At 64.9% G+C, this 20572-nt stretch carries 14 protein-coding genes and 3 rRNA genes; 7 read left to right on the top strand and 10 right to left on the bottom strand.

Annotated elements, in window-relative coordinates; translation table 11 throughout:
* Nucleotide 1 precedes the first annotated feature (1 nt).
* The 3 genes from ABTV68_RS19920 (at nucleotide 2) to ABTV68_RS19930 (ending at nucleotide 3711) form a co-directional block, all read left to right on the top strand.
* Nucleotides 2-265, top strand: a complete 264-nt coding sequence (locus ABTV68_RS19920; protein WP_433675405.1) for a glutaredoxin family protein — start codon at nucleotides 2-4, stop codon at nucleotides 263-265.
* 86 nt (nucleotides 266-351) lie between these two features.
* Nucleotides 352-1740 carry an MFS transporter gene (locus tag ABTV68_RS19925; RefSeq protein ID WP_433675406.1) on the top strand — a complete coding sequence of 463 codons (1389 nt, stop codon included), beginning with the start codon at nucleotides 352-354 and terminating at the stop codon, nucleotides 1738-1740.
* 42 nt (nucleotides 1741-1782) lie between these two features.
* Nucleotides 1783-3711, top strand: a complete 1929-nt coding sequence (locus ABTV68_RS19930) for an aldehyde dehydrogenase family protein (protein WP_433675407.1) — start codon at nucleotides 1783-1785, stop codon at nucleotides 3709-3711.
* A 126-nt stretch (nucleotides 3712-3837) separates the two neighbouring features.
* Here ABTV68_RS19930 and rrf read toward each other — a convergent pair.
* From rrf to ABTV68_RS19965, 7 genes are all read right to left on the bottom strand, one after another.
* A 5S ribosomal RNA gene (gene rrf / locus ABTV68_RS19935) occupies nucleotides 3838-3954 on the bottom strand.
* A gap of 118 nt (nucleotides 3955-4072) precedes the next feature.
* A 23S ribosomal RNA gene (locus ABTV68_RS19940) occupies nucleotides 4073-7173 on the bottom strand.
* Nucleotides 7174-7565: 392 nt separating this feature from the next.
* Nucleotides 7566-9088, bottom strand: a 16S ribosomal RNA gene (locus ABTV68_RS19945).
* Together the 16S, 23S and 5S rRNA genes form the textbook arrangement of a ribosomal RNA operon.
* Before the next feature lie 500 nt (nucleotides 9089-9588).
* A complete protein-coding gene (locus ABTV68_RS19950; protein ID WP_433677654.1) occupies nucleotides 9589-10326 on the bottom strand; it encodes an SURF1 family cytochrome oxidase biogenesis protein in 738 nt (245 codons plus the stop codon).
* A gap of 94 nt (nucleotides 10327-10420) precedes the next feature.
* A complete protein-coding gene (locus ABTV68_RS19955) occupies nucleotides 10421-11539 on the bottom strand; it encodes a GuaB3 family IMP dehydrogenase-related protein (protein ID WP_433677655.1) in 1119 nt (372 codons plus the stop codon).
* Between the two features lie 39 nt (nucleotides 11540-11578).
* Nucleotides 11579-12907 (bottom strand): hypothetical protein, encoded by a 1329-nt coding sequence (locus ABTV68_RS19960; RefSeq protein WP_433675408.1) that lies wholly within the window; start codon nucleotides 12905-12907, stop codon nucleotides 11579-11581.
* The gene (locus ABTV68_RS19965; protein WP_433675409.1) at nucleotides 12904-13668 is read right to left on the bottom strand and encodes an ABC transporter ATP-binding protein; all 765 of its coding nucleotides are present in this window, start codon (nucleotides 13666-13668) and stop codon (nucleotides 12904-12906) included. Before ABTV68_RS19965 ends, ABTV68_RS19960 begins: the two co-directional genes overlap by 4 nt.
* Nucleotides 13669-13791: 123 nt before the next feature.
* On the opposite strand from ABTV68_RS19965, the gene ABTV68_RS19970 reads away from it, so the two are divergent.
* Nucleotides 13792-15078 (top strand): histidine kinase, encoded by a 1287-nt coding sequence (locus tag ABTV68_RS19970; RefSeq protein WP_433675410.1) that lies wholly within the window; start codon nucleotides 13792-13794, stop codon nucleotides 15076-15078.
* Nucleotides 15059-15706 (top strand): response regulator, encoded by a 648-nt coding sequence (locus ABTV68_RS19975; RefSeq protein ID WP_433675411.1) that lies wholly within the window; start codon nucleotides 15059-15061, stop codon nucleotides 15704-15706. Before ABTV68_RS19970 ends, ABTV68_RS19975 begins: the two co-directional genes overlap by 20 nt.
* 152 nt (nucleotides 15707-15858) lie before the next feature.
* On the opposite strand, the gene ABTV68_RS19980 is transcribed toward ABTV68_RS19975, so the two are convergent.
* Both ABTV68_RS19980 and ABTV68_RS19985 read right to left on the bottom strand, forming a co-directional pair.
* Nucleotides 15859-16137 carry a DUF2277 domain-containing protein gene (locus tag ABTV68_RS19980; protein ID WP_433675412.1) on the bottom strand — a complete coding sequence of 93 codons (279 nt, stop codon included), beginning with the start codon at nucleotides 16135-16137 and terminating at the stop codon, nucleotides 15859-15861.
* 103 nt (nucleotides 16138-16240) lie between these two features.
* The gene (locus tag ABTV68_RS19985; protein ID WP_433675413.1) at nucleotides 16241-17944 is read right to left on the bottom strand and encodes an ABC-F family ATP-binding cassette domain-containing protein; all 1704 of its coding nucleotides are present in this window, start codon (nucleotides 17942-17944) and stop codon (nucleotides 16241-16243) included.
* A 108-nt stretch (nucleotides 17945-18052) separates the two neighbouring features.
* Between ABTV68_RS19985 and pip the strand changes: the two genes are divergently transcribed.
* Nucleotides 18053-18985 carry a prolyl aminopeptidase gene (gene pip, locus ABTV68_RS19990; RefSeq protein WP_433675414.1) on the top strand — a complete coding sequence of 311 codons (933 nt, stop codon included), beginning with the start codon at nucleotides 18053-18055 and terminating at the stop codon, nucleotides 18983-18985.
* A gap of 52 nt (nucleotides 18986-19037) precedes the next feature.
* Here pip and ABTV68_RS19995 read toward each other — a convergent pair whose 3' ends face one another.
* Nucleotides 19038-19376, bottom strand: a complete 339-nt coding sequence (locus ABTV68_RS19995) for a hypothetical protein (RefSeq protein WP_433675415.1) — start codon at nucleotides 19374-19376, stop codon at nucleotides 19038-19040.
* A gap of 149 nt (nucleotides 19377-19525) precedes the next feature.
* On the opposite strand from ABTV68_RS19995, the gene ABTV68_RS20000 reads away from it, so the two are divergent.
* Nucleotides 19526-20563: an iron-siderophore ABC transporter substrate-binding protein gene (locus ABTV68_RS20000; protein ID WP_433675416.1), complete on the top strand. Its 1038-nt coding sequence runs from the start codon at nucleotides 19526-19528 to the stop codon at nucleotides 20561-20563.
* Nucleotides 20564-20572 lie beyond the last annotated feature (9 nt).

The raw sequence follows: 20572 nt of genomic DNA on the forward strand, positions 1-20572 counted from the left end.
CATGACCACTCCTGCACCTGACACGATCACGATGTTCGGCGCCGCCTGGTGCGGCGACTGCCGTCGCACGAAGAAGCAGCTGGACGAGCTCGGTGTCGCGTACACGTACGTGGACCTCGAGGCTGATCCCGCAGCAGCGGACGTCGCCAAGGACATCTCCGGTCGCACCAACATCCCCGTGGTGGTGTACCCCGACGCCTCGCACCACGTCGAGCCGAGCAACGCCGACGTCGAGGCGAAGCTCACCGAGCTCAACCTGATCTGAGTTCGTCACCGGTCGGTCCGCGATGGCGGGCCGGCCGTTGTCGCGCGTCGCCTGACGGCGTCGGATCCCGCAGATACACTGGCGCGATGAGCACTGGCGCTCCACACCCGACCCCCGACCCGCCCGTGACCGGCGAACACCGCCTGTCAGCGGGGACGATCGCGCGATACGCCGTGGGTTCCCTCGGCACCGGAGGTTTCGCGACCCTTCCCGGCCTCGTCCTGACGTACTACCTCACCGACAATCTCGGCGTCGCCGCGGCATTCGCCGGCGTGGTGATCACGATCGCCAAGCTCTGGGACGTCATCATCGACCCGGTGATCGGTGCGCTCACCGACCGCCAACGTGCCCTGACCGGGAGCCGCCGCGGCTACATGCTGATAGGTGCCTGTTCGCTGCCGTTCCTCTTCGCGCTGACGTTCGCCGTCCCGCCAGGACTGGCGCCGGTGGTCGGCGCGATCTGGGTGCTGATCGCGTTCACGGCGACCGCGACGGCCTTCAGCCTGTTCCAGGTGCCCTACATCGCCCTACCCGCGGAGCTCACCCCCGGCTATGACGAGCGCACCCGGCTGCTCACCTGGCGGGTCATCGTCCTCACCTTCGCGATCCTGCTGTTCGGCGCGGGCGGTCCGATTCTGCGCGACCTGACTGGCGATCCCACCAGCGGCTACCTCCTGATGGGTGCGGTCTCGGGCGTGACGATCGGCGTCGGGATGCTGATCTCGTCCACGGTCGCCGCCCGCGGCGTGCGGCAGGCATCGCGCCCAGACGCTGCGCGGCTGGACGTGCGGGCACACTACGTCGAGGGCATCCGAGCGCTTCGACGCAGCCAGCCCTTCCGTGCGCTGCTACTCACGTACGTGCTCCAGGCGCTCGCGACCGGCCTCATGCTGGCCGGCGCTCAGTACCTGGCGACGTGGGTGATGCACTCCGAGGCTGCGGTCACGCTTCTGTTCGCATCGCTGATCGCGCCGGCGCTCATCGCCGCCCCCGTCTGGGGCGTGATCGCGCGTCGCATCGGCAAGACGAGAGCTTTCCGGCTCGCCTCCACGCTGTTCATCGTCGCCGCCCTCGTCATCTCCGGTGCGGTCATCGCCCCCGGCGACTGGCTGTATGCCCCGGTGGCCCTTGCGGGCATCGCCTACGCCGGGATGCAGTCGCTGCCGATGGCCATGCTTCCCGATGTGATCTCTGCCGACGGGACGGCATCGGCGGGGGCGTTCAGTGGCGTGTGGACCGCGGGGGAGACCGTCGGCTTCGCGATCTCGGCGTCCGCGTTCACCGCGGTCCTGGCACTCACCGGGTACATCTCCTCCACCGCCGACATGTCGGTGACGCAACCCGACTCCGCTGTCGCGGGCATCGTCATCGCCTTCAGCGTGATCCCCGCCGTACTGACACTGCTGAGCCTGGTGAGCCTGTCCCGGTACCGGCTCACCAAGCACGACATCGACGCCGCCACCCCGGCCGCATGACAGCGACGAGGCATAGGCTGACCGAGGACCAGGAGGTTTCTTGTGAGCACACCCGCTGACGCAACGCCGGAGTCGAACGACGCAGCTGCGGCGCCGAAGCCCGCCCCGCAGCCCCGCAGCGCGCAGGGCACGAGCGGGAGGTCGAAGAAGGCTGAGGCGTCCGGAGCGACGACGACTCGCAAGCCTCGCGCATCGAGCGCTTCTTCGAGCTCGGCCCGACCGCAGCGCGCGAGAACTGCCGCTGGTGCAACAGCCACGCCGGCGCGTCCGTCACTTCCCGCGGAGACCGTCGCAGCCATCGACGCAGAGGTCGATGCCTTGCGGGTGGGTTCGGCTGTGTGGTCGACGCTCACTCTGACGCAGCGCGCCACCCTGCTTCGACGTCTGCATGCGAGCGTCTCTGCGGCGGCCGAGGACTGGGCCCGAATCGCAGCGGAGACCAAGGGGCTGGACGCTCGTCACCCCCTTCGCGGCGAGGAATGGTTGAGCGGTCCCTACGCCGTGCTCTCCGCGCTCGGCACGTATGAGCGCACGCTGCGCACTCTCGCCGCCGGGGGAAGCCCGCTGGACGGCAAGAACTTCTCGGTGTCGCCGAGTGGGCGGACCCGCGTGGATGTCTTCCCCGCGGACGGCGTGGATGCCACCCTGCTGTCCGGCTTCACGGGACAGGTCTGGCTGCGCCCGGGCGTCGATGCCGGCCAGGCGGTTCGGGGCGCCGGTCTCGCACAGCTCACGCCGCGCACGTCCGGTGGCGTGGGACTGGTGCTCGGTGCCGGCAACATCACATCGATCCCGGTACTCGACGTGCTGTACGAGCTGTTGGCCGCCAACCGCGTCTCGCTGTTGAAGCTCAACCCCACACAGGATCGACTGCTGCCGGTCTACCGCCGTGCGCTGCTTCCGCTGGTGGAGGCCGGGTTCGTCCGGATCATCTCCGGCGACGGTGCCGTCGGTGCGCACCTGACCGCCTCCGACGCTTTCGCACACGTGCACATCACCGGTTCGGCGGTGACGTTCGATGCAATCGTGTGGGGCACCGGCCCCGCAGCGGAGAAGAGGCGGAAGAACGGGCAGCCGCTGCTGCACAAGCCGATCACCGGCGAACTGGGCGGCGTCGCTCCGATCATCGTGGTGCCGGGCAAGTGGACGCAGGCCGATCTCGACTATCAGGCCGAGCATGTCGTGACGATGCGGCTGCAGAACTGCGGGCACAACTGCATCTCCGGACAGGTGCTGATCCTGTCCGCGGACTGGGACCAGCGCGAAGACTTCCTCGACGCCCTCCGTCGCGTGTACGCGGCAGCGCCGGACCGGCCGGTCTGGTACCCCAACTCGGCTCCGAAGCTCGCGGCAGCCGATGAGGCCTACCCGTCCGCGGAGCGGTTCGGTGAGCGTCGGCTCGTCGTCATCGGCGACGCGGACGATCCGACCGCGCTGGAGAACACGGAGTACTTCTCTCCTGTCCTCGGCGTCGTCTCGATCCCGGGTACAGGTCAGCAGTTCCTGAATGCTGCTGTGGCGCACGCGAACGAGAAGCTGGCGGGCACGCTCGGCGCGAATGTGATCATCGATCCCCAGGCTCAGCGTGCGCTCGGTGCTGGTTTCGATCGGGCGATCGACGACCTCCACTACGGAAACATCGCCATCAACGGCTGGACCGGATTCTCCTTCACCGCACCGACCCTCTCGTGGGGCGCTTTCCCGGGTCACACGCTGTCGGACGTGGGCAGCGGGATCGGCGTGGTGCACAACGGTCTGTTGATCGACCATGTCGAGCGATCCGTGCTCACGGGTCCGTTCCGTCCCTTCCCCCGCTCGCTGGGCGGCGGGGCGTGGACGATTCTTCCGAAGCCGCCCTGGTTCGTCACGAGCCGCACGGGTGCGCAGGTGAGCGAGGGCTTCACCCGCTTCCGTATGGACGGGAACATTCCGCGACTGGTGAAGACGCTGGTCCAGGCGCTCCGCAGCTGAACGCAGAACACCCACCCCGATCGATCCGCTCTGCGGTTCGGTCCTGGGTGGGTGTTTGTGTTGGTGTTCGTGAATACGACGAAAGCCCTGACCGGCGTTGGTCAGGGCTTTCGTCATTTAAAGGGAGTCCGGCGGTGTCCTACTCTCCCACAGGGTCCCCCCTGCAGTACCATCGGCGCTGAGAGGCTTAGCTTCTGGGTTCGGAATGTGACCAGGCGTTTCCCTCTCGCTATGGCCGCCGAAACACTATTGATGTTTCAATCAGCACAACGAGTCATTCGTTGTGTGTTCTCGACCGTACATCGAGAACCACTCAGTGGACGCAAGCAAGTTCATGCCACCCACCCACGGATGGGGGGTGTTTATCAAGTCATCGGCTTATTAGTACCAGTCAGCTACACGCATTACTGCGCTTCCACATCTGGCCTATCAACCCAGTAGTCTGGCTGGGAGCCTCTCACCCGAAGGTATGGAAATCTCATCTTGAGGCCGGCTTCCCGCTTAGATGCTTTCAGCGGTTATCCATCCCGAACGTAGCTAACCAGCGGTGCTCTTGGCAGAACAACTGGCACACCAGAGGTTCGTCCAACCCGGTCCTCTCGTACTAGGGTCAGATCCTCTCAAATTTCCTACGCGCGCAGCGGATAGGGACCGAACTGTCTCACGACGTTCTAAACCCAGCTCGCGTACCGCTTTAATGGGCGAACAGCCCAACCCTTGGGACCTACTCCAGCCCCAGGATGCGACGAGCCGACATCGAGGTGCCAAACCATGCCGTCGATATGGACTCTTGGGCAAGATCAGCCTGTTATCCCCGAGGTACCTTTTATCCGTTGAGCGACAGCGCTTCCACAAGCCACTGCCGGATCACTAGTCCCGACTTTCGTCCCTGCTCGACTTGTCAGTCTCACAGTCAAGCTCCCTTGTGCACTTACACTCGACACCTGATTGCCAACCAGGTTGAGGGAACCTTTGGGCGCCTCCGTTACTTTTTGGGAGGCAACCGCCCCAGTTAAACTACCCACCAGGCACTGTCCCTGAACCGGATTACGGTCCGAAGTTAGATATCCAGAGTGACCAGAGTGGTATTTCAACAACGACTCCACACCCACTAGCGTGAATGCTTCACAGTCTCCCACCTATCCTACACAAGCCACACCAAACACCAATACCAAGCTGTAGTAAAGGTCACGGGGTCTTTCCGTCCTGCTGCGCGTAACGAGCATCTTTACTCGTATTGCAATTTCGCCGAGTTCGCGGTTGAGACAGTTGGGAAGTCGTTACGCCATTCGTGCAGGTCGGAACTTACCCGACAAGGAATTTCGCTACCTTAGGATGGTTATAGTTACCACCGCCGTTTACTGGGGCTTAAATTCTCAGCTTCGCCTTACGGCTAACCGGTCCTCTTAACCTTCCAGCACCGGGCAGGCGTCAGTCCGTATACATCGTCTTGCGACTTAGCACGGACCTGTGTTTTTAGTAAACAGTCGCTACCCACTAGTCTCTGCGGCCACCAAACGCTTTCGGAGCAAGTCCTAATACGCCGATGGCCCCCCTTCTCCCGAAGTTACGGGGGCATTTTGCCGAGTTCCTTAACCACGATTCTCTCGATCTCCTTGGTATTCTCTACCTGACCACCTGAGTCGGTTTGGGGTACGGGCAGCTAGAACCTCGCGTCGATGCTTTTCTCGGCAGCATAGGATCACCCACTTGATACGCATCGTGTCTCAGCCTGTATAAGTGACGGATTTGCCTATCACTCAGCCTACGCACTTGCACAGCGACAACCATCGCGCTGCTGGGCTACCTTCCTGCGTCACACCTGTTAATACGCTAACCGCACCAGAACGGGGTCGTACGCTAGGCCTCCAGCCATCACCCGAAGGATCCGGTCAAGAGGATTCAGATACTTAGCACTACTGGATTAGCTTGGGCGGTTCTTCGCCGGTACGGGAATATCAACCCGTTGTCCATCGACTACGCCTGTCGGCCTCGCCTTAGGTCCCGACTTACCCAGGGAAGATTAGCTTGACCCTGGAACCCTTGGTCTTTCGGAGGACGTGTTTCTCACACGTCATTCGCTACTCATGCCTGCATTCTCACTCGTGTAGCGTCCACGGCTGGATCACTCCGCCGCTTCACTCGCCACACGACGCTCTCCTACCCATCAACACGGCTGGACCACGAAGGCCTACCAAAAATGTCAATGCCACAACTTCGGTGGCGTGCTTGAGCCCCGTTACATTGTCGGCGCGGAATCACTTGACCAGTGAGCTATTACGCACTCTTTCAAGGGTGGCTGCTTCTAAGCCAACCTCCTGGTTGTCACAGCAACTCCACATCCTTTTCCACTTAGCACGCGCTTAGGGACCTTAGATGGTGGTCTGGGTTGTTTCCCTCTCGACTATGAAGCTTATCCCCCACAGTCTCACTGCTGCGCTCTCACTTACCGGCATTCGGAGTTTGGCTGACGTCAGTAACCTTGTAGGGCCCATCGGCCATCCAGTAGCTCTACCTCCGGCAAGAAACACGCAACGCTGCACCTAAATGCATTTCGGAGAGAACCAGCTATCACGAAGTTTGATTGGCCTTTCACCCCTATCCACAGCTCATCCCCTCAGTTTTCAACCTAAGTGGGTTCGGTCCTCCACGACGTCTTACCGTCGCTTCAACCTGGCCATGGATAGATCACTTCGCTTCGGGTCTAGGACACGCGACTCAATCGCCCTATTCAGACTCGCTTTCGCTACGGCTACCCCACACGGGTTAACCTCGCCACGTATCACTAACTCGCAGGCTCATTCTTCAAAAGGCACGCTGTCACACCTACCAGGGGTGCTCCAACGGTTTGTAAGCAAACGGTTTCAGGTACTATTTCACTCCCCTCCCGGGGTACTTTTCACCTTTCCCTCACGGTACTTGTCCGCTATCGGTCATCTGGGAGTATTTAGGCTTATCAGGTGGTCCTGACAGATTCACACGGGATTTCTCGGGCCCCGTGCTACTTGGGATACTCTCCACGCCAATACACGCATTTCGACTACGGGGTTGGCACCCTCTATGACTGGCCTTTCAAAACCATTCGTCTATACGCTACTGTCACGTCGAAGTCTCGGCAGAAACTTCCGGTGAGTCCCACAACCCCCAACGTGCAACACCTGCCGGCTATCACACACGCAAGGTTTAGCCTGATCCGGTTTCGCTCGCCACTACTAACGGAATCGCGGTTGCTTTCTCTTCCTGTGGGTACTGAGATGTTTCACTTCCCCACGTTCCCTCTACCCGCCCTATATATTCAGGCGGGAGTCACTAGGTCGGCACGCCGCCCAGCGGGGTTTCCCCATTCGGACACCCTCGGATCAAAACTTGCTTATCAGTTCCCCGAGGCTTATCGCAGATTGCTACGTCCTTCTTCGGCTCCAGATGCCAAGGCATCCACCGTTTGCTCTTAAAGACTTGAATACATGAGTTAAGAAATGATCAGATCCAAAGATCTGACACTTTCAAAAAACAATCCACACGGGCCGAAACCCATACGGATCATCTTTAAGATGCTCGCGTCCACTGTGTAGTTCTCAAAGTACGGGCGGTACTCCCACCTCCCCCGACACACGGTCAGAATCAGCAGAAGCCCAGAGGAATGAAGCAATCCATACGGATCACATCCGGTCCCTCAGGACCCAACAGCGTGCAGCCGCCTGCTAGCATCCCCCACCGTTCCAGATCCGAAGACCGTACTAACTGGAGTCAGCTGCGCTGACGGCATGTCAAATGTTCCACCCATGAGCTCCCAGCGAGAAACATTCGCTCTCGATCTGGGTTCTGGAGGACCGGAGTCCTCAGATGCTCCTTAGAAAGGAGGTGATCCAGCCGCACCTTCCGGTACGGCTACCTTGTTACGACTTAGTCCTAATTACCGATCCCACCTTCGACGGCTCCCTCCACAAGGGTTAGGCCACCGGCTTCAGGTGTTACCGACTTTCATGACTTGACGGGCGGTGTGTACAAGACCCGGGAACGTATTCACCGCAGCGTTGCTGATCTGCGATTACTAGCGACTCCGACTTCATGAGGTCGAGTTGCAGACCTCAATCCGAACTGGGACCGGCTTTTTGGGATTCGCTCCACCTCACGGTATTGCAGCCCTTTGTACCGGCCATTGTAGCATGCGTGAAGCCCAAGACATAAGGGGCATGATGATTTGACGTCATCCCCACCTTCCTCCGAGTTGACCCCGGCGGTATCCCATGAGTTCCCACCATAACGTGCTGGCAACATAGAACGAGGGTTGCGCTCGTTGCGGGACTTAACCCAACATCTCACGACACGAGCTGACGACAACCATGCACCACCTGTATACGAGTGTCCAAAGAGTCCTCTGTTTCCAGAGTGTTCTCGTATATGTCAAGCCTTGGTAAGGTTCTTCGCGTTGCATCGAATTAATCCGCATGCTCCGCCGCTTGTGCGGGTCCCCGTCAATTCCTTTGAGTTTTAGCCTTGCGGCCGTACTCCCCAGGCGGGGAACTTAATGCGTTAGCTGCGTCACGGAATCCGTGGAATGGACCCCACAACTAGTTCCCAACGTTTACGGGGTGGACTACCAGGGTATCTAAGCCTGTTTGCTCCCCACCCTTTCGCTCCTCAGCGTCAGTTACGGCCCAGAGATCTGCCTTCGCCATCGGTGTTCCTCCTGATATCTGCGCATTCCACCGCTACACCAGGAATTCCAATCTCCCCTACCGCACTCTAGTCTGCCCGTACCCACTGCAGGCCCGAGGTTGAGCCTCGGGATTTCACAGCAGACGCGACAAACCGCCTACGAGCTCTTTACGCCCAATAATTCCGGATAACGCTTGCGCCCTACGTATTACCGCGGCTGCTGGCACGTAGTTAGCCGGCGCTTTTTCTGCAGGTACCGTCACTCTCGCTTCTTCCCTGCTAAAAGAGGTTTACAACCCGAAGGCCGTCATCCCTCACGCGGCGTTGCTGCATCAGGCTTTCGCCCATTGTGCAATATTCCCCACTGCTGCCTCCCGTAGGAGTCTGGGCCGTGTCTCAGTCCCAGTGTGGCCGGTCACCCTCTCAGGCCGGCTACCCGTCGACGCCTTGGTGAGCCATTACCTCACCAACAAGCTGATAGGCCGCGAGCCCATCCCAGACCAAAAAATCTTTCCAGACAATGACGATGCCGTCTTGTCTCGTATCCGGTATTAGACGCCGTTTCCAGCGCTTATCCCAGAGTCCGGGGCAGGTTGCTCACGTGTTACTCACCCGTTCGCCACTGATCCACAGAGCAAGCTCTGCTTCACCGTTCGACTTGCATGTGTTAAGCACGCCGCCAGCGTTCATCCTGAGCCAGGATCAAACTCTCCGTGAAAAAACAGCTGCAACACCCCAACCGGAAAAAGGCCGGAAGCATTGCGAGTTTGAAACTGACCAAAAAAGGATGTCAAAACTGACAACCATAAATTGATCCAAAGGAATCTCACCCGGCCGAACAAAAAGCTCGACCGACGAGGTTATTTGGCATTTGACAAGTGCACGCTGTTGAGTTCTCAAGGATCGGATACTCCCACACACCACCCTTCCGGGCTTCGCTGCGGGGCAACTTCTCTAACCTAGACCAGAACCAGCAACACGTCAAACCGACACGCCGCAAGCCACAGTCCAGGCAACCACCCACAACAACAACCCCGACACAACAGCGCCAGGATCATCATCGAAGGGGATCGTTCACCAGCTTGAGGGGAGCCGGACCCGAAGGCCCTCCGCTCTACCCTGTGGGGCGAACAAGAACTAACCTACGCGGAACCCACGCACACGACAAATCCCGATGAACAACGGGCGTGTCGCGCCAACCCGACGGACAGTCGCAGGTCACGCCGCGGCGTTCGCCTCTTCGATGGCTTCGACTTCCTTCTCCCACGCATCCTTGCCCAGTCGGTACCAGAGGTAGAACGCGAAGCAGGCGAAGACGACCCACTCGGCGGCGTAGAACAGGTTGAGCCAGTTGATCGGCGACGACGACTCGGGTGCCGGCGACACGATGGGGTCGAGGTCTCCGAAGGGCTCCGCCGACGTGAGGTACTGGCGATAGACGTCGATGCCATCGGCGTCGTGCCAGAGGTTCAACAGGGCAGCGGTCGACATCCGACTCATCTCGGTGATGGCCTGACTCCGCGAGGGTGCCATGGCCCCCTCGTCGGAGATGAGGCGTCCACGCACCTCCACGTTCTGGGGAGGAGTCGCGTTCAGCGCGACGGCGGCCGCATCGGCCACGCTCCGGTCCGGCGTGAATCCCACGGCGACGGCGATGGACGTCGGGGCGCTTGCACCGGCGATGCGGAACTGCCCCGCCACCCAGTAGCCGGCCTCTCCCGAGTCGTACCGACCGGAGATCACGAAGAAGTCGTCCGCGGCGAACGATCCACGGACGGACACCCGCTGCCCGACGAGCGGCTCCGGCAAGTACTCCCCCGGCTGCACCACGTCGGTGATGGGCTCCACCTGTTCGGTGACACCCTGCGGAAGCGGATCGGTGTCGATCGCCCGCGCCAGCTGCCACTGACCGAGCCAGGCGAAGACACCCGCCACCACGAGGCAGAGCGCCAGCATTCCCAGCCAACGCGCACGCAGCAGGACCTCCCGCAGCGTGGGCGGGAAGATCGTGGCGGGGGCGTTGGACACGGGAACCTGCACTACAGAGGGCTCAACCCGCGGCGTACGGTGCGACGACGACCTCGACCCGCTGGAACTCCTTGAGGTCGGAGTATCCGGTGGTGGCCATCGATTTCTTCAGCGCACCGATGAGGTTGGCCGTTCCGTCGGACACCGACGAGGGACCGTAGAGGATCTCCTGCAGGGGTGCCACGTGGCCCACCGACGCACGACGGCCGCGCGGCAGCTGCGGGTGGTGGGACTCCGGGCCCCAGTGGAATCCCTGACCGGGCGCTTCCTCGGCGCGTGCGAGCGCGACCCCGAGCATGACGGCGTCCGCACCCATGGCGATCGCCTTCACGATCTCACCGGACGTGCCGACGCCACCGTCGGCGATCACGTGCACGTAGCGTCCGCCGGACTCGTCGAGGTAGTCGCGACGCGCTGCAGCGACATCGGAGATCGCCGTGGCCATCGGCGCGTGAACGCCGAGCGTCGCACGAGTGGTGCTGGTCGCACCGCCGCCGAAGCCGACGAGTACACCCGCCGCCCCCGTGCGCATGAGGTGCAGCGCGGGAGTGTAGGTGGAGACGCCGCCGACGATCACCGGGACGTCAAGGTCGTTGATGAACTTCTTCAGGTTCAGCGGCTCGGCCACGCTCGAGACGTGTTCGGCGGAGACCGTCGTGCCGCGGATGACGAAGAGGTCCACGCCCGCGCGGGCGACGGTGTCGTAGAACTCCTGCGTCCGCTGGGGGGTGAGGGAGCCGGCCACGGTGACGCCGGCGGCACGGATCTGCGCGATGCGGTCGCGGATGAGCTCAGCCTTGATCGGCTCCGCGTAAAGCTCCTGCATGCGGCGGGTGGCGTCCGCGTCAGGCAGGCCAGCGATCTCATCGAGGTGCGGCTGCGGATCCTCGTAGCGAGTCCACAGACCCTCCAGATCGAGCACGCCGAGGCCACCGAGCTGACCCAGCTGGATCGCGGTGTCCGGACTCACGACCGAGTCCATCGGTGCCGCCATCACGGGGATGTCGAAGTGGTAGGCGTCGATCGACCAGGCGGTCGACACGTCCTCGGGGTTGCGGGTGCGCCGGGACGGCACGACCGCGATGTCGTCGAACGTGTAGGCACGGCGCGCACGCTTGCCTCGGCCGATCTCGATCTCCATGGTCACCCGCTCAGCCTACCCGGGTCGCCTGAGAGCCGATCACTCGGCGGCCAACGCTGACATCACGCTCACCCGACGTCCGGACAGCGCTGGGATCACGGTGGCGGCCATGATGAGCACCAGCGCGGACGCACCGATCGTCGCGATCGGACCGAACGCGATGCGGATGCCTGACGCCCCCACGGCAACGCCGATCAAGACGACCGAGAGCACGATCACCGCGACGGCGAGGAGCACCGAGGTGACCACAAGGATCGCCGCTTCACAGATTGCGACGCGCAGTAGCGTTCCCGGCGCGGCACCCGCGGCCGTGAGCAGCGTGCGTTCGCGCTGACGATCGCTACCGGTGGTGTAGACCGCCGCCGCGGCACCGACGATCGCCACCAGAAGCGGAGCGCCGAAGAGGAGCACGAGCTGCGAGGTGTCGATGGAGAAGTCGCCCCACGAGTTCGACGGGGCGGCGGCGAGCGTCATTCCTGCCGCGTACAGACCACCGACGAGGGCGATCGCGGCCATGACCGGACCGATCGCGGCGGTGGATGCGCTGGCACGGGCGACAGCGCTGTGACGCGCCAGGTACCAGGCGGTGAAGCGGGCGGGCACCAGGGCGGTCCATGCCCGAAGCACCCCCGCGTAGACGAGCGGTCCGCCCACTGCGAGCGCGGCGGCGAACAGTGCGGGAAGCAGCGGAGCCAGGCCCGTGATCGCTCGGTGCCCGTCGCCGCGCATGCCGAGTGGGAGCGCGATGGTTCCCGCGACGGCCAGCACACAGACGACGGCGCGCGCCCAGCGTCCCCATCCTGAGGGCACGGGCTCGGGTTCACGCAGGATCCGCACCGGCGACGTGCGAGACGCGGCGCGGGCACCGCGAAGGCCTGACAGGACGATCACCCCCGTGGTGACACCGACCGCCCAGGCGACGGACGACAGCTGGAGGACGGGCTGCGGCAGCCCGTCGCCGAGGGTGGAGAGACCGTAGTCGTACACCGGCGCGTAGATCGCCAGTACGAGGAGACCGCCCACGAGCGCGCCGACGAGCGCGGTCAGCAGGATCTGGGCAACGCTCACGAGGAAGACCTGACCCGGCAGGATGCCCACGATCTGCCAGAGCGCGAGGGAGCGCCGACGCAGGTTCATGACCAGCACCGAGGCGGAACTCGCGACGATGAGCACCACGATTCCGGTGAAGATCAGAATGGTGCCGAACAGGCTGGAGAACAGCTGATCCAGGTTCCCATCGGCGGGGCGGGGCTGCGCGGCGAGTCCGAACGCGAAGGTGAGCGCTGTGCTGACGGCTGCGCTGACCGCCGCCAGGCCGAGCCAGAGTCGGAAACCGCTGACGAGGTCGGTGATGATGAGCCGGATCATCGCAGTGCGCCGGCCGGGTCTCCGTGAACGGCGGCGAAGATGTCGGCCGCGACGGGAGCACGGAGTTCGCCGTGGACTGCGCCGTCCCGCAGCACGATCACACGATCCGCCCGGGCGGCCGCGTCCAGGTCGTGCGTGACGAGGACGACCGCGCTGCCGGTGCGCGCCGCTTCGGTGAGCAGGCCGAGCACCGCGGTGCCTGCGGCACCGTCGAGGGCCCCCGTGGGTTCATCGGCGAACACGACGCGCGGCCGTGCGGCGAGCACGCGCGCGATCGCGACGCGCTGCTGCTGGCCGCCGGACAACTCCCCGGGGCGATGTGAGCCGCGGTTCTCAAGCCCCACCGCCGCGAGCGCTGCGGTGACGTCCGCCAGACGCACTCGTCGTCCGGAGAGCCGCGCCGGCAGAGCCACGTTCTCCCGCGCCGACAGCGAGGGGATGAGGTTGAAGGACTGGAAGACGAAGCCGACGCCGCTACGACGCAGACGCGCGAGGCGTCCACGCGAGAGCTTCGCCGGATCCTCACCCAGCAGCAGCACGTGCCCTCCCGTCGGGGGCTCGAGGCCGGCAAGACAGGAGAGGAGCGTGGACTTCCCCGACCCGCTGGGACCGACGATCGCGACGAACTCGCCTGGGCCCACCGTCATGTCGATCCCGGAGAGCACCACGGTCTCGGTGCCGCCGCGGCGCGCAGGTGCATAGGACTTCACGAGATTCTGGGCGACGACGACGGGGCAGGGCGAAGGCAGATCGGAGGACATTCCTCCACTTCATCGATCGAATCGGCTCGGTGACAGTGAGCGGGGTCGGCATCGGGGGTAGAGCTGGCTCCACTCTTTCCGTCCTGACCGCGGGATTCGCCGCTGCGTCCCTATCGTGGAGTGATGAGTGCGACCGTCTGGGATGAGGTGCGACGGTTGCCGCACCGCTTCCTGCTCGGCACCATGCCGTGGCGTGCGGTCGGCTACCTGGTGTTCAGCGTGGTGTGGGCGCTGTTCTGGCTTCTCCTGACGATTCCCACGCTCCTTCTCATCCCGCTGTGGGCACTCATGATCGGCACGGTCGAGCGCCGACGGACGCGGTGGCTCGGCTTCGCATTCCAGCCTTCCCCGCACGTGCGGGTCCCCCGCTCGGAACGGCGTCACTGGCTCAACATCCGTCTGATGGAGCCGGCCACGTGGCGCGAGGTGGGGGCGTTGTTCTCGAACCTCGTGTTCGGGCTCCTCTCGCTCCTGCTGGTGGGCACCGAGATCACCGTGCTGGTGCTGTGCGTCGCCTTCGTCTGGCTCCCCATCAGCGAGACCGGACGCGTCGTCACGTTGTGGGGCGACGTGAGCTGGGCTCTCACGCCGGAGAGGGTGCCGCTTCTGGTGCTCGCGTTCATCGTCATGCTGGTGGTCGGTGGATATGCGAACGCTGTGCTCGCGGGGGCGCAGGCGTCGCTGCTGCGGCTGCTGTGCGCACCGCGCGATGCCGAACTGCAGGCACGCGTCGAGCAGCTGACGGCGGCCCGCGCCACGCTGGTGCGCGCGCTGGATGAGGAGCGGCGGCGGATCGAGCGCGACCTGCACGACGGCGTGCAGCAGGAACTGGTGGCGCTAGGGGCACGGCTGGCGATCATCGAGCTGGAGGCGGACGCGCTGGCGGGAAACGGGACAGCCGATCCCCTGCTGCGGGCCGTGGGCACCGCGCGCAGCGCCGCGGATGCCGCTCTCGACTCCCTCCGCCGCACGGTTCGCGGGTTGCATCCCGCGGTACTCAGCGATCGGGGGTTGACGGCGGCGTTGCAGGAGCTCGCCGGTCGCGCTCCGGTGCCGCTGCACCTGCATGTGGAGGTGCCGCGCTTGCCCGCGGCAGCGGAGACCGCCGCGTACTACCTGGTCACGGAAGCGCTCAGCAACGCGGCCAAGCACTCCGCGGCCTCCGCGGTCACCGTTCACGCGCACATGGAGCACGAAGATCTGGTGATGACCGTGTCCGACGACGGCGGCGGTGCGGTGCGGGAGGGCCACGGCACCGGCATCGCGGGACTTCGCGAGCGCGCCGCGAGTCTGGGCGGCACGCTGACCGTGTCGACGACCGGTGGGCGCCGGTCGGGCGTGCTGCTGTCGATGCGGATTCCGGTGCCGGGCTATGAAGAAAGGGATCGTCGTGCGAATCCTGCTGGCTGAAGACTCCGCGCTCATGCGCGAGGCCCTGATCGCGCTGCTGGAACGGCTCGGTCATGAGATCGTCGGTCGCGCCGGGTCGGCGCCGGAGCTTCTCGCCGTCTTCGCCGCGCTCGATCCGGCACCCGATCTGGTGATCACCGATGTGCGCATGCCTCCGGATCTCACCGACGACGGACTGCGCGCGGCGATCGAGCTGCGCCATGTGTCGCCGGAGCAGCCGATCCTCGTGCTGTCGCAGTACATCGCCGAGAGCTACGCCCAGGACCTGCTGACGCTGCCCGGCGGCGCGTTGGGCTATCTCCTCAAGGACCGCATCGCCCACGTTCGCGACTTCGAGCGCGCGCTCACCGGCATCGTCTCCGGGGGCACGGTGATCGATCCCGAGGTGGTGCGCACGCTGCTCGCGCGCACGATGCCGGGGCCGCTGGAGGGTTTGACGCCGCGGGAACGCGAGGTGCTGGCGCTGATGGCCGACGGATTGTCCAACTCCGATATCGCCGCCGCGCTCGTTCTGTCCGACGCGGCCGTCAGCAAGCATGTGGGCAACATCTTCCTGAAGCTCGGGCTGTCGCCCGTGGACGAGAACCGACGCGTTCGTGCGGTGCTGGCTTACCTCCAGGCCCGCTGACGCAGGTCCTGGGAACCGACGCGTTCGCGCGGTGCTGGCTTACCTCCAGGCCCGCTGACGCAGGTCCTGGGAACCGACGCGTTCGCGCGGTGCTGGCTTACCTCCACCGCTGACGCCAGCGGCGGGCGCTGTCCGGTCAGAGCCCCTGGGTGTTACGCCCTCTGATACCGCCCCGATGCGACGGCGCGGGCGCGGGCCTTCGCCGCCTCCTCCTCGCGGTTCTTCGGCGGTGCTGTGGTGACGAGATCATCCAGCAGGTGCTGCGTGATGTGAGCGATCTCCGCCACGGCACGGTCGAACGCCTCCTGGTTGGCGCGCGAGGGCTTGGTGGTGCCGGCGATCTTGCGCACGTACTGGAGCGCGGCGGCGTGCACCTCCTCCGACGTGGCGGCGGGTTCGAAGTTGTGAAGGGTGTGAATGTTGCGGCACATGCCCCGCACGATACGCGCCGCCACCGACGGTGACCAGAGGTTCGGCGTCGTCGCGCACAACTGGCTCCTCCCCCTCGGGAGGAGCCCGTTGTACGCCTCGGGGTCAGCGAGCGCGAACCACGCGCGCCTCATCCCACACCGGCGTCTCGGTCTCGTACACCGACCCATCCGAACCGAAGACGAGGAACCGGTCGAAGCCTCGAGCGAACCAGCGGTCGTGCGTCACGGCGAGAACGGTGCCGTCGAAGCGGCGGAGCGCGTCTTCCAGCTCTTCGGCCGAGACCAGATCAAGGTTGTCCGTCGGCTCGTCCAGCAGCAACAGAGTGGCGCCGCTCAGTTCGAGCAGCAGGATCTGGAATCGCGCCTGTTGGCCGCCGGAGAGCCGATCGAAGTGCTGCTCGGCCTGCAGCACGAGCCCGTAGCGATCCAGCGCCGCACTTGCCGCCTCGCGCGGCATCCCGTCGCGATCGTCCTCGCCGCGATGCAGGATCTCCAGCAGCGTGCGCCCCGTCCACTCCGGATGAGCGTGGGTCTGCGCGAACCACCCGGGCACCACGCGAGCGCCGAGGATCGCCCGCCCGGTGTGGTCGACGGGAGCCGCTCTCTGTCCCGCCGTGGTGAGGTGGCCGAGCGTGCCGTCGGGATCGGTTCCACCGCGAGCCAGCAGTCGCAGGAAGTGGCTCTTGCCGGATCCGTTGGAGCCGAGCACGCCCACGCGATCGCCGAACCAGATCTCGGTGTCGAACGCCTTCATGAGCCCCGTGAGTTCCAGGTTCGACGCGATCACCGAGCGCTTCCCGGTCCGCGCACCGCGCAGGCGCATGTCGAGGTTCTGATCGCGGGGTCGCTCCTGCGGTGGCCCGGCATCCAGGAATCGCGCAAGGCGTGTCTGCGTCGCGTGATAGCGGGAGGCCATATCGGCGTTGTTCGCGGCCTGGACCTTCAGCGTGGCGACGAGCTTCTTGAGCTTTTCGTGCTGCTCGTCCCAGCGCCTGCGCAGTTCGTCGAGCCGATCCATCCGCGCCTCACGAGCCGCGTGATAGGTCGCGAACGACCCGCCGTGCACCCACACGGAAGCGCCGGACGGACTCACCTCGAGGGTGGCGATCCGATCCGCTGCGCGGGCCAGGAGCTCACGGTCGTGGGACACCAGCAGGACGGTCTTACGCGTCTCGCGCAGCTGTTCCTCCAGCCAGCGCTTCCCGGGTACATCGAGATAGTTGTCCGGTTCGTCGAGCAGGAGCACCTCGTCGGGACCGGCCAGCAGCGCCTCGAGAGCGAGACGCTTCTGCTCGCCACCGGAGAGCGTCGACAGCTCGCGGTACTGGGCGCGCTCGAAAGGCAGGCCCATCGCGGCCATCGTGACGCGATCCCAGACGGTCTCGTACTCGTAGCCGCCGGCATCGGCATACTCTGCGATCGCCGTCGCGTAGCGCATCTGGGTGTCGGTGGTGTCGTTCTCGATGAGCGCGAGCTCCGCAGCAGCCAGCGCTCGCGCGGTGCCGCGGATCGTGGTCGGCGCGACGTCGACGAGGAGCGTGTGCACCGTCGGCGGGTTCGCCGGGTCGGCGTCGCGCGTGTGTCCGATGAACTGGTCCATCACCCCCAGCCCGCCCGCCATCGTGACGGCGCCCGAATCGGGCTTCTGCTCACCGCGGATGATGCGCAGCAGCGTCGACTTGCCCGCACCGTTCTCACCGATGAGGGCGGTGGTGGTCCCTTCGCCCACGCGGAAGGTGACCTCGTCCAGCAGCGGACGTCCGTCCGGCAGCGTGAGCGAGACGGCATTGATATCGATGTAACCCACGGGAAACCCTTCTGCCCGTGTACCGAGCCTTCCAGGCTACGTGATCCCCGGGCGTGTCGCGAAATGCGGGTCGTCGAGGTACGGCTCGCGGATGCGTAGGCTTCGGGGATGCATCCTTCGGTGGCACCGTTCGCGTCGGGCAGGATCGAGCGTCCCGACGGGGCGCAACTGTACTGGGAGACCTCGGGGAACCCGCACGGTCGCCCAGCCCTCTATCTGCACGGCGGTCCGGGCGGCGGTCTTGGCCTCGGCGGCTACCGTCGTCGATTCGACCCGGACCTCTATCTGATCGTCGGAATCGATCAGCGGGGGTGCGGGCAGAGCACGCCGTGGGCGATCGACGACCTTGACGCGCTGGAACGAAACACCACTCCCGTTCTCATCGAAGACATCGAGGCGGTCCGCGCGCACCTCGGGATCGACGCGTGGCTCCTGCACGGCGTCTCGTGGGGGTCGACACTCGCGCTCGCCTACGCCCTCGCCCACCCTGACCGGGTGACGGAGCTTGTTCTCACCGCGGTGACGACCGGGAGGCGAGCGGAGATCGACTGGATCACGGAGGGCGTCGGCATGGTCTTCCCCGAGGCGTGGGACGCCTTCGCGAGCGGGACACCGGCGGGGCGGCGGGTCGTCGAACACTACGCAGCCCTCCTCCGCTCACCCGACCCTGCGGTGCGGGCTGCCGCGGCGGATCGATGGGACGACTGGGAGAGCACGCACATCTCGCTCGACCCGGCGTGGCAGCCCGGTCCGCTGCACGTCGACGCGCGCCAACGTCAGAACTTCGCGACACTCGTCACCCACTACTGGGCACACGACTGCTTCCTGCCGTTCGAGATCCTCTCTCGGGCGCACGAGCTCAGCGGCATACCCGGTGTCCTGATTCACGGCCGCCACGACGTCAGCGGTCCGGCGATCACACCCTGGCTGCTGCACCGCGCCTGGCCGGGCAGCCGGCTACAGATCGTCGAGTCCGAGGGTCACGGTGGCGCGATCGAGATGGACCTGACCACCCGCGCCATCGACGACTTCGCTCGCTGACCTCAGCGAGCGCCGGCGGGATGAGTGGCACCGGGTGATCGATCGCCGCCGCTCAGGAGCAGGACAGGGTGGAGCCGTTCTCCAGGGTGTGCACGCCGGGACCGTATTCCGCGCAGGCGGTGAGCAGGGGAATCGCGACCACGAAGACGAGGAAGAGGATCAGGGCGATCCACAGCAGCGTGACCAGGGCGCCGATCACGATGGCCAGCACGGCAGGAATGTTGCTCGTGCCGCGCCGCTTCGACATCACCGTGCCGACGATCCCCATCACGAACCCGACGGGGGCTATCACCACGCTGAGCACCAGCGCGATGATCCCCAGGATCACGCCGGAATCAGTCGTGGTCCGTGGCACGGGATGACCGGCCTCGCCCTCGAACGGCAGGGTCATGAGCACCTCCGAGCCGCGTGATTCCTGTCGCCCCAGTATGTCGCACGCTGGCCACTCCCGCCTCGCACGAACGGACTTGCCGTGCTAATTTAGGCAAGCCTCACCTACATCATATGAAGGCATCTCCCTCACACTGCGAAGGATTCATCGTGCGCCTGTCACGTCTACTCGGCCTCACCGCCACCGCAGCGCTGCTCACCGCGAGTCTCGCGGCCTGCTCCACGTCCGCCGCGACGCCCTCCGACGACTCGTCGACCGCCGACACCGCGAGCGCCGACACGTTCCCCGTCACCATCGAGCACGTCTACGGCACCACGACGATCGAGAAGAAGCCCGAGCGCGTGGCAACGGTCGCGTGGGGCAACGCCGAGGTGCCGCTGGCGCTCGGCGTGGTTCCGGTCGGCATGGCGAAGGTCACGTGGGGCGACGACGACAAGGACGGCGTGCTGCCCTGGGTGGAGGACAAGCTCACCGAGCTCGGCGCCGAGACCCCCGTGCTGTGGGATGAGACCGACGGCATCGACTTCGAGGCCGTGGCCGACACGCAGCCTGACGTGATTCTGGCCGCGTACTCGGGTCTGACGCAGGAGGACTACGACACCCTGTCGAAGATCGCGCCGGTGGTGGCCTACCCCGAGGTGGCGTGGGGCACCTCGTATCAGGACATGATCCGTCTCGACGCGAAGGCGCTCGGCCTGGCCACCGAGGGTGACGCGCTCATCGCCGATCTCGAGCAGCAGGTGGAGACAGCGCTCGACGCGCACGCCGAGCTCCGCGACAAGAAGGTGCTCTTCAGCTACATCGACGCTGCCGACATGAGCCAGGTCGGCTACTACACGAAGGCCGACACTCGTCCCGGCTTCCTCCACGACCTCGGCCTTCCGGTGCCCGCCATCGTGGAGGAGACCGCGGACAGCGACCAGTTCTACCTCACCGTCAGCTCGGAGCAGGCGCAGAAGTTCGACGACGTCGACCTCTTCGTGACGTACGGCGCCGCCGGATCCGACTTCGTGGCACAGCTGCAGGCCGATCCGCTCATCGGCAAGATCCCCGCGGTCGCCGCGGGCGCTGTCGCCGTACTGGAGAGCGACACCCCGCTCGCCGCGTCCGCGAACCCGTCGCCGCTGTCCATTCCGTGGGGCATCGACGACTACTTCACGCTGCTCGCGGGCGCACTGAAGAAGTAACCACCCGCT

The organism is Microbacterium gorillae (assembly GCF_050990725.1).
In the GTDB taxonomy this organism is placed as follows: domain Bacteria; phylum Actinomycetota; class Actinomycetes; order Actinomycetales; family Microbacteriaceae; genus Microbacterium; species Microbacterium gorillae_A.

Coding starts and splice junctions, on each gene's coding strand:
- ABTV68_RS19955 (WP_433677655.1), bottom strand. CDS start 11,539: ATGGAGATCGAGATCGGCCGAGGCAAGCGTGCGCGCCGTGCCTACACG.
- ABTV68_RS19920 (WP_433675405.1), top strand. CDS start 2: ATGACCACTCCTGCACCTGACACGATCACGATGTTCGGCGCCGCCTGG.
- pip (WP_433675414.1), top strand. CDS start 18,053: ATGCATCCTTCGGTGGCACCGTTCGCGTCGGGCAGGATCGAGCGTCCC.
- ABTV68_RS19980 (WP_433675412.1), bottom strand. CDS start 16,137: ATGTGCCGCAACATTCACACCCTTCACAACTTCGAACCCGCCGCCACG.
- ABTV68_RS19965 (WP_433675409.1), bottom strand. CDS start 13,668: ATGTCCTCCGATCTGCCTTCGCCCTGCCCCGTCGTCGTCGCCCAGAAT.
- ABTV68_RS19925 (WP_433675406.1), top strand. CDS start 352: ATGAGCACTGGCGCTCCACACCCGACCCCCGACCCGCCCGTGACCGGC.
- ABTV68_RS19960 (WP_433675408.1), bottom strand. CDS start 12,907: ATGATCCGGCTCATCATCACCGACCTCGTCAGCGGTTTCCGACTCTGG.
- ABTV68_RS19970 (WP_433675410.1), top strand. CDS start 13,792: ATGAGTGCGACCGTCTGGGATGAGGTGCGACGGTTGCCGCACCGCTTC.
- ABTV68_RS19995 (WP_433675415.1), bottom strand. CDS start 19,376: ATGACCCTGCCGTTCGAGGGCGAGGCCGGTCATCCCGTGCCACGGACC.
- ABTV68_RS19950 (WP_433677654.1), bottom strand. CDS start 10,326: ATGCTGGCGCTCTGCCTCGTGGTGGCGGGTGTCTTCGCCTGGCTCGGT.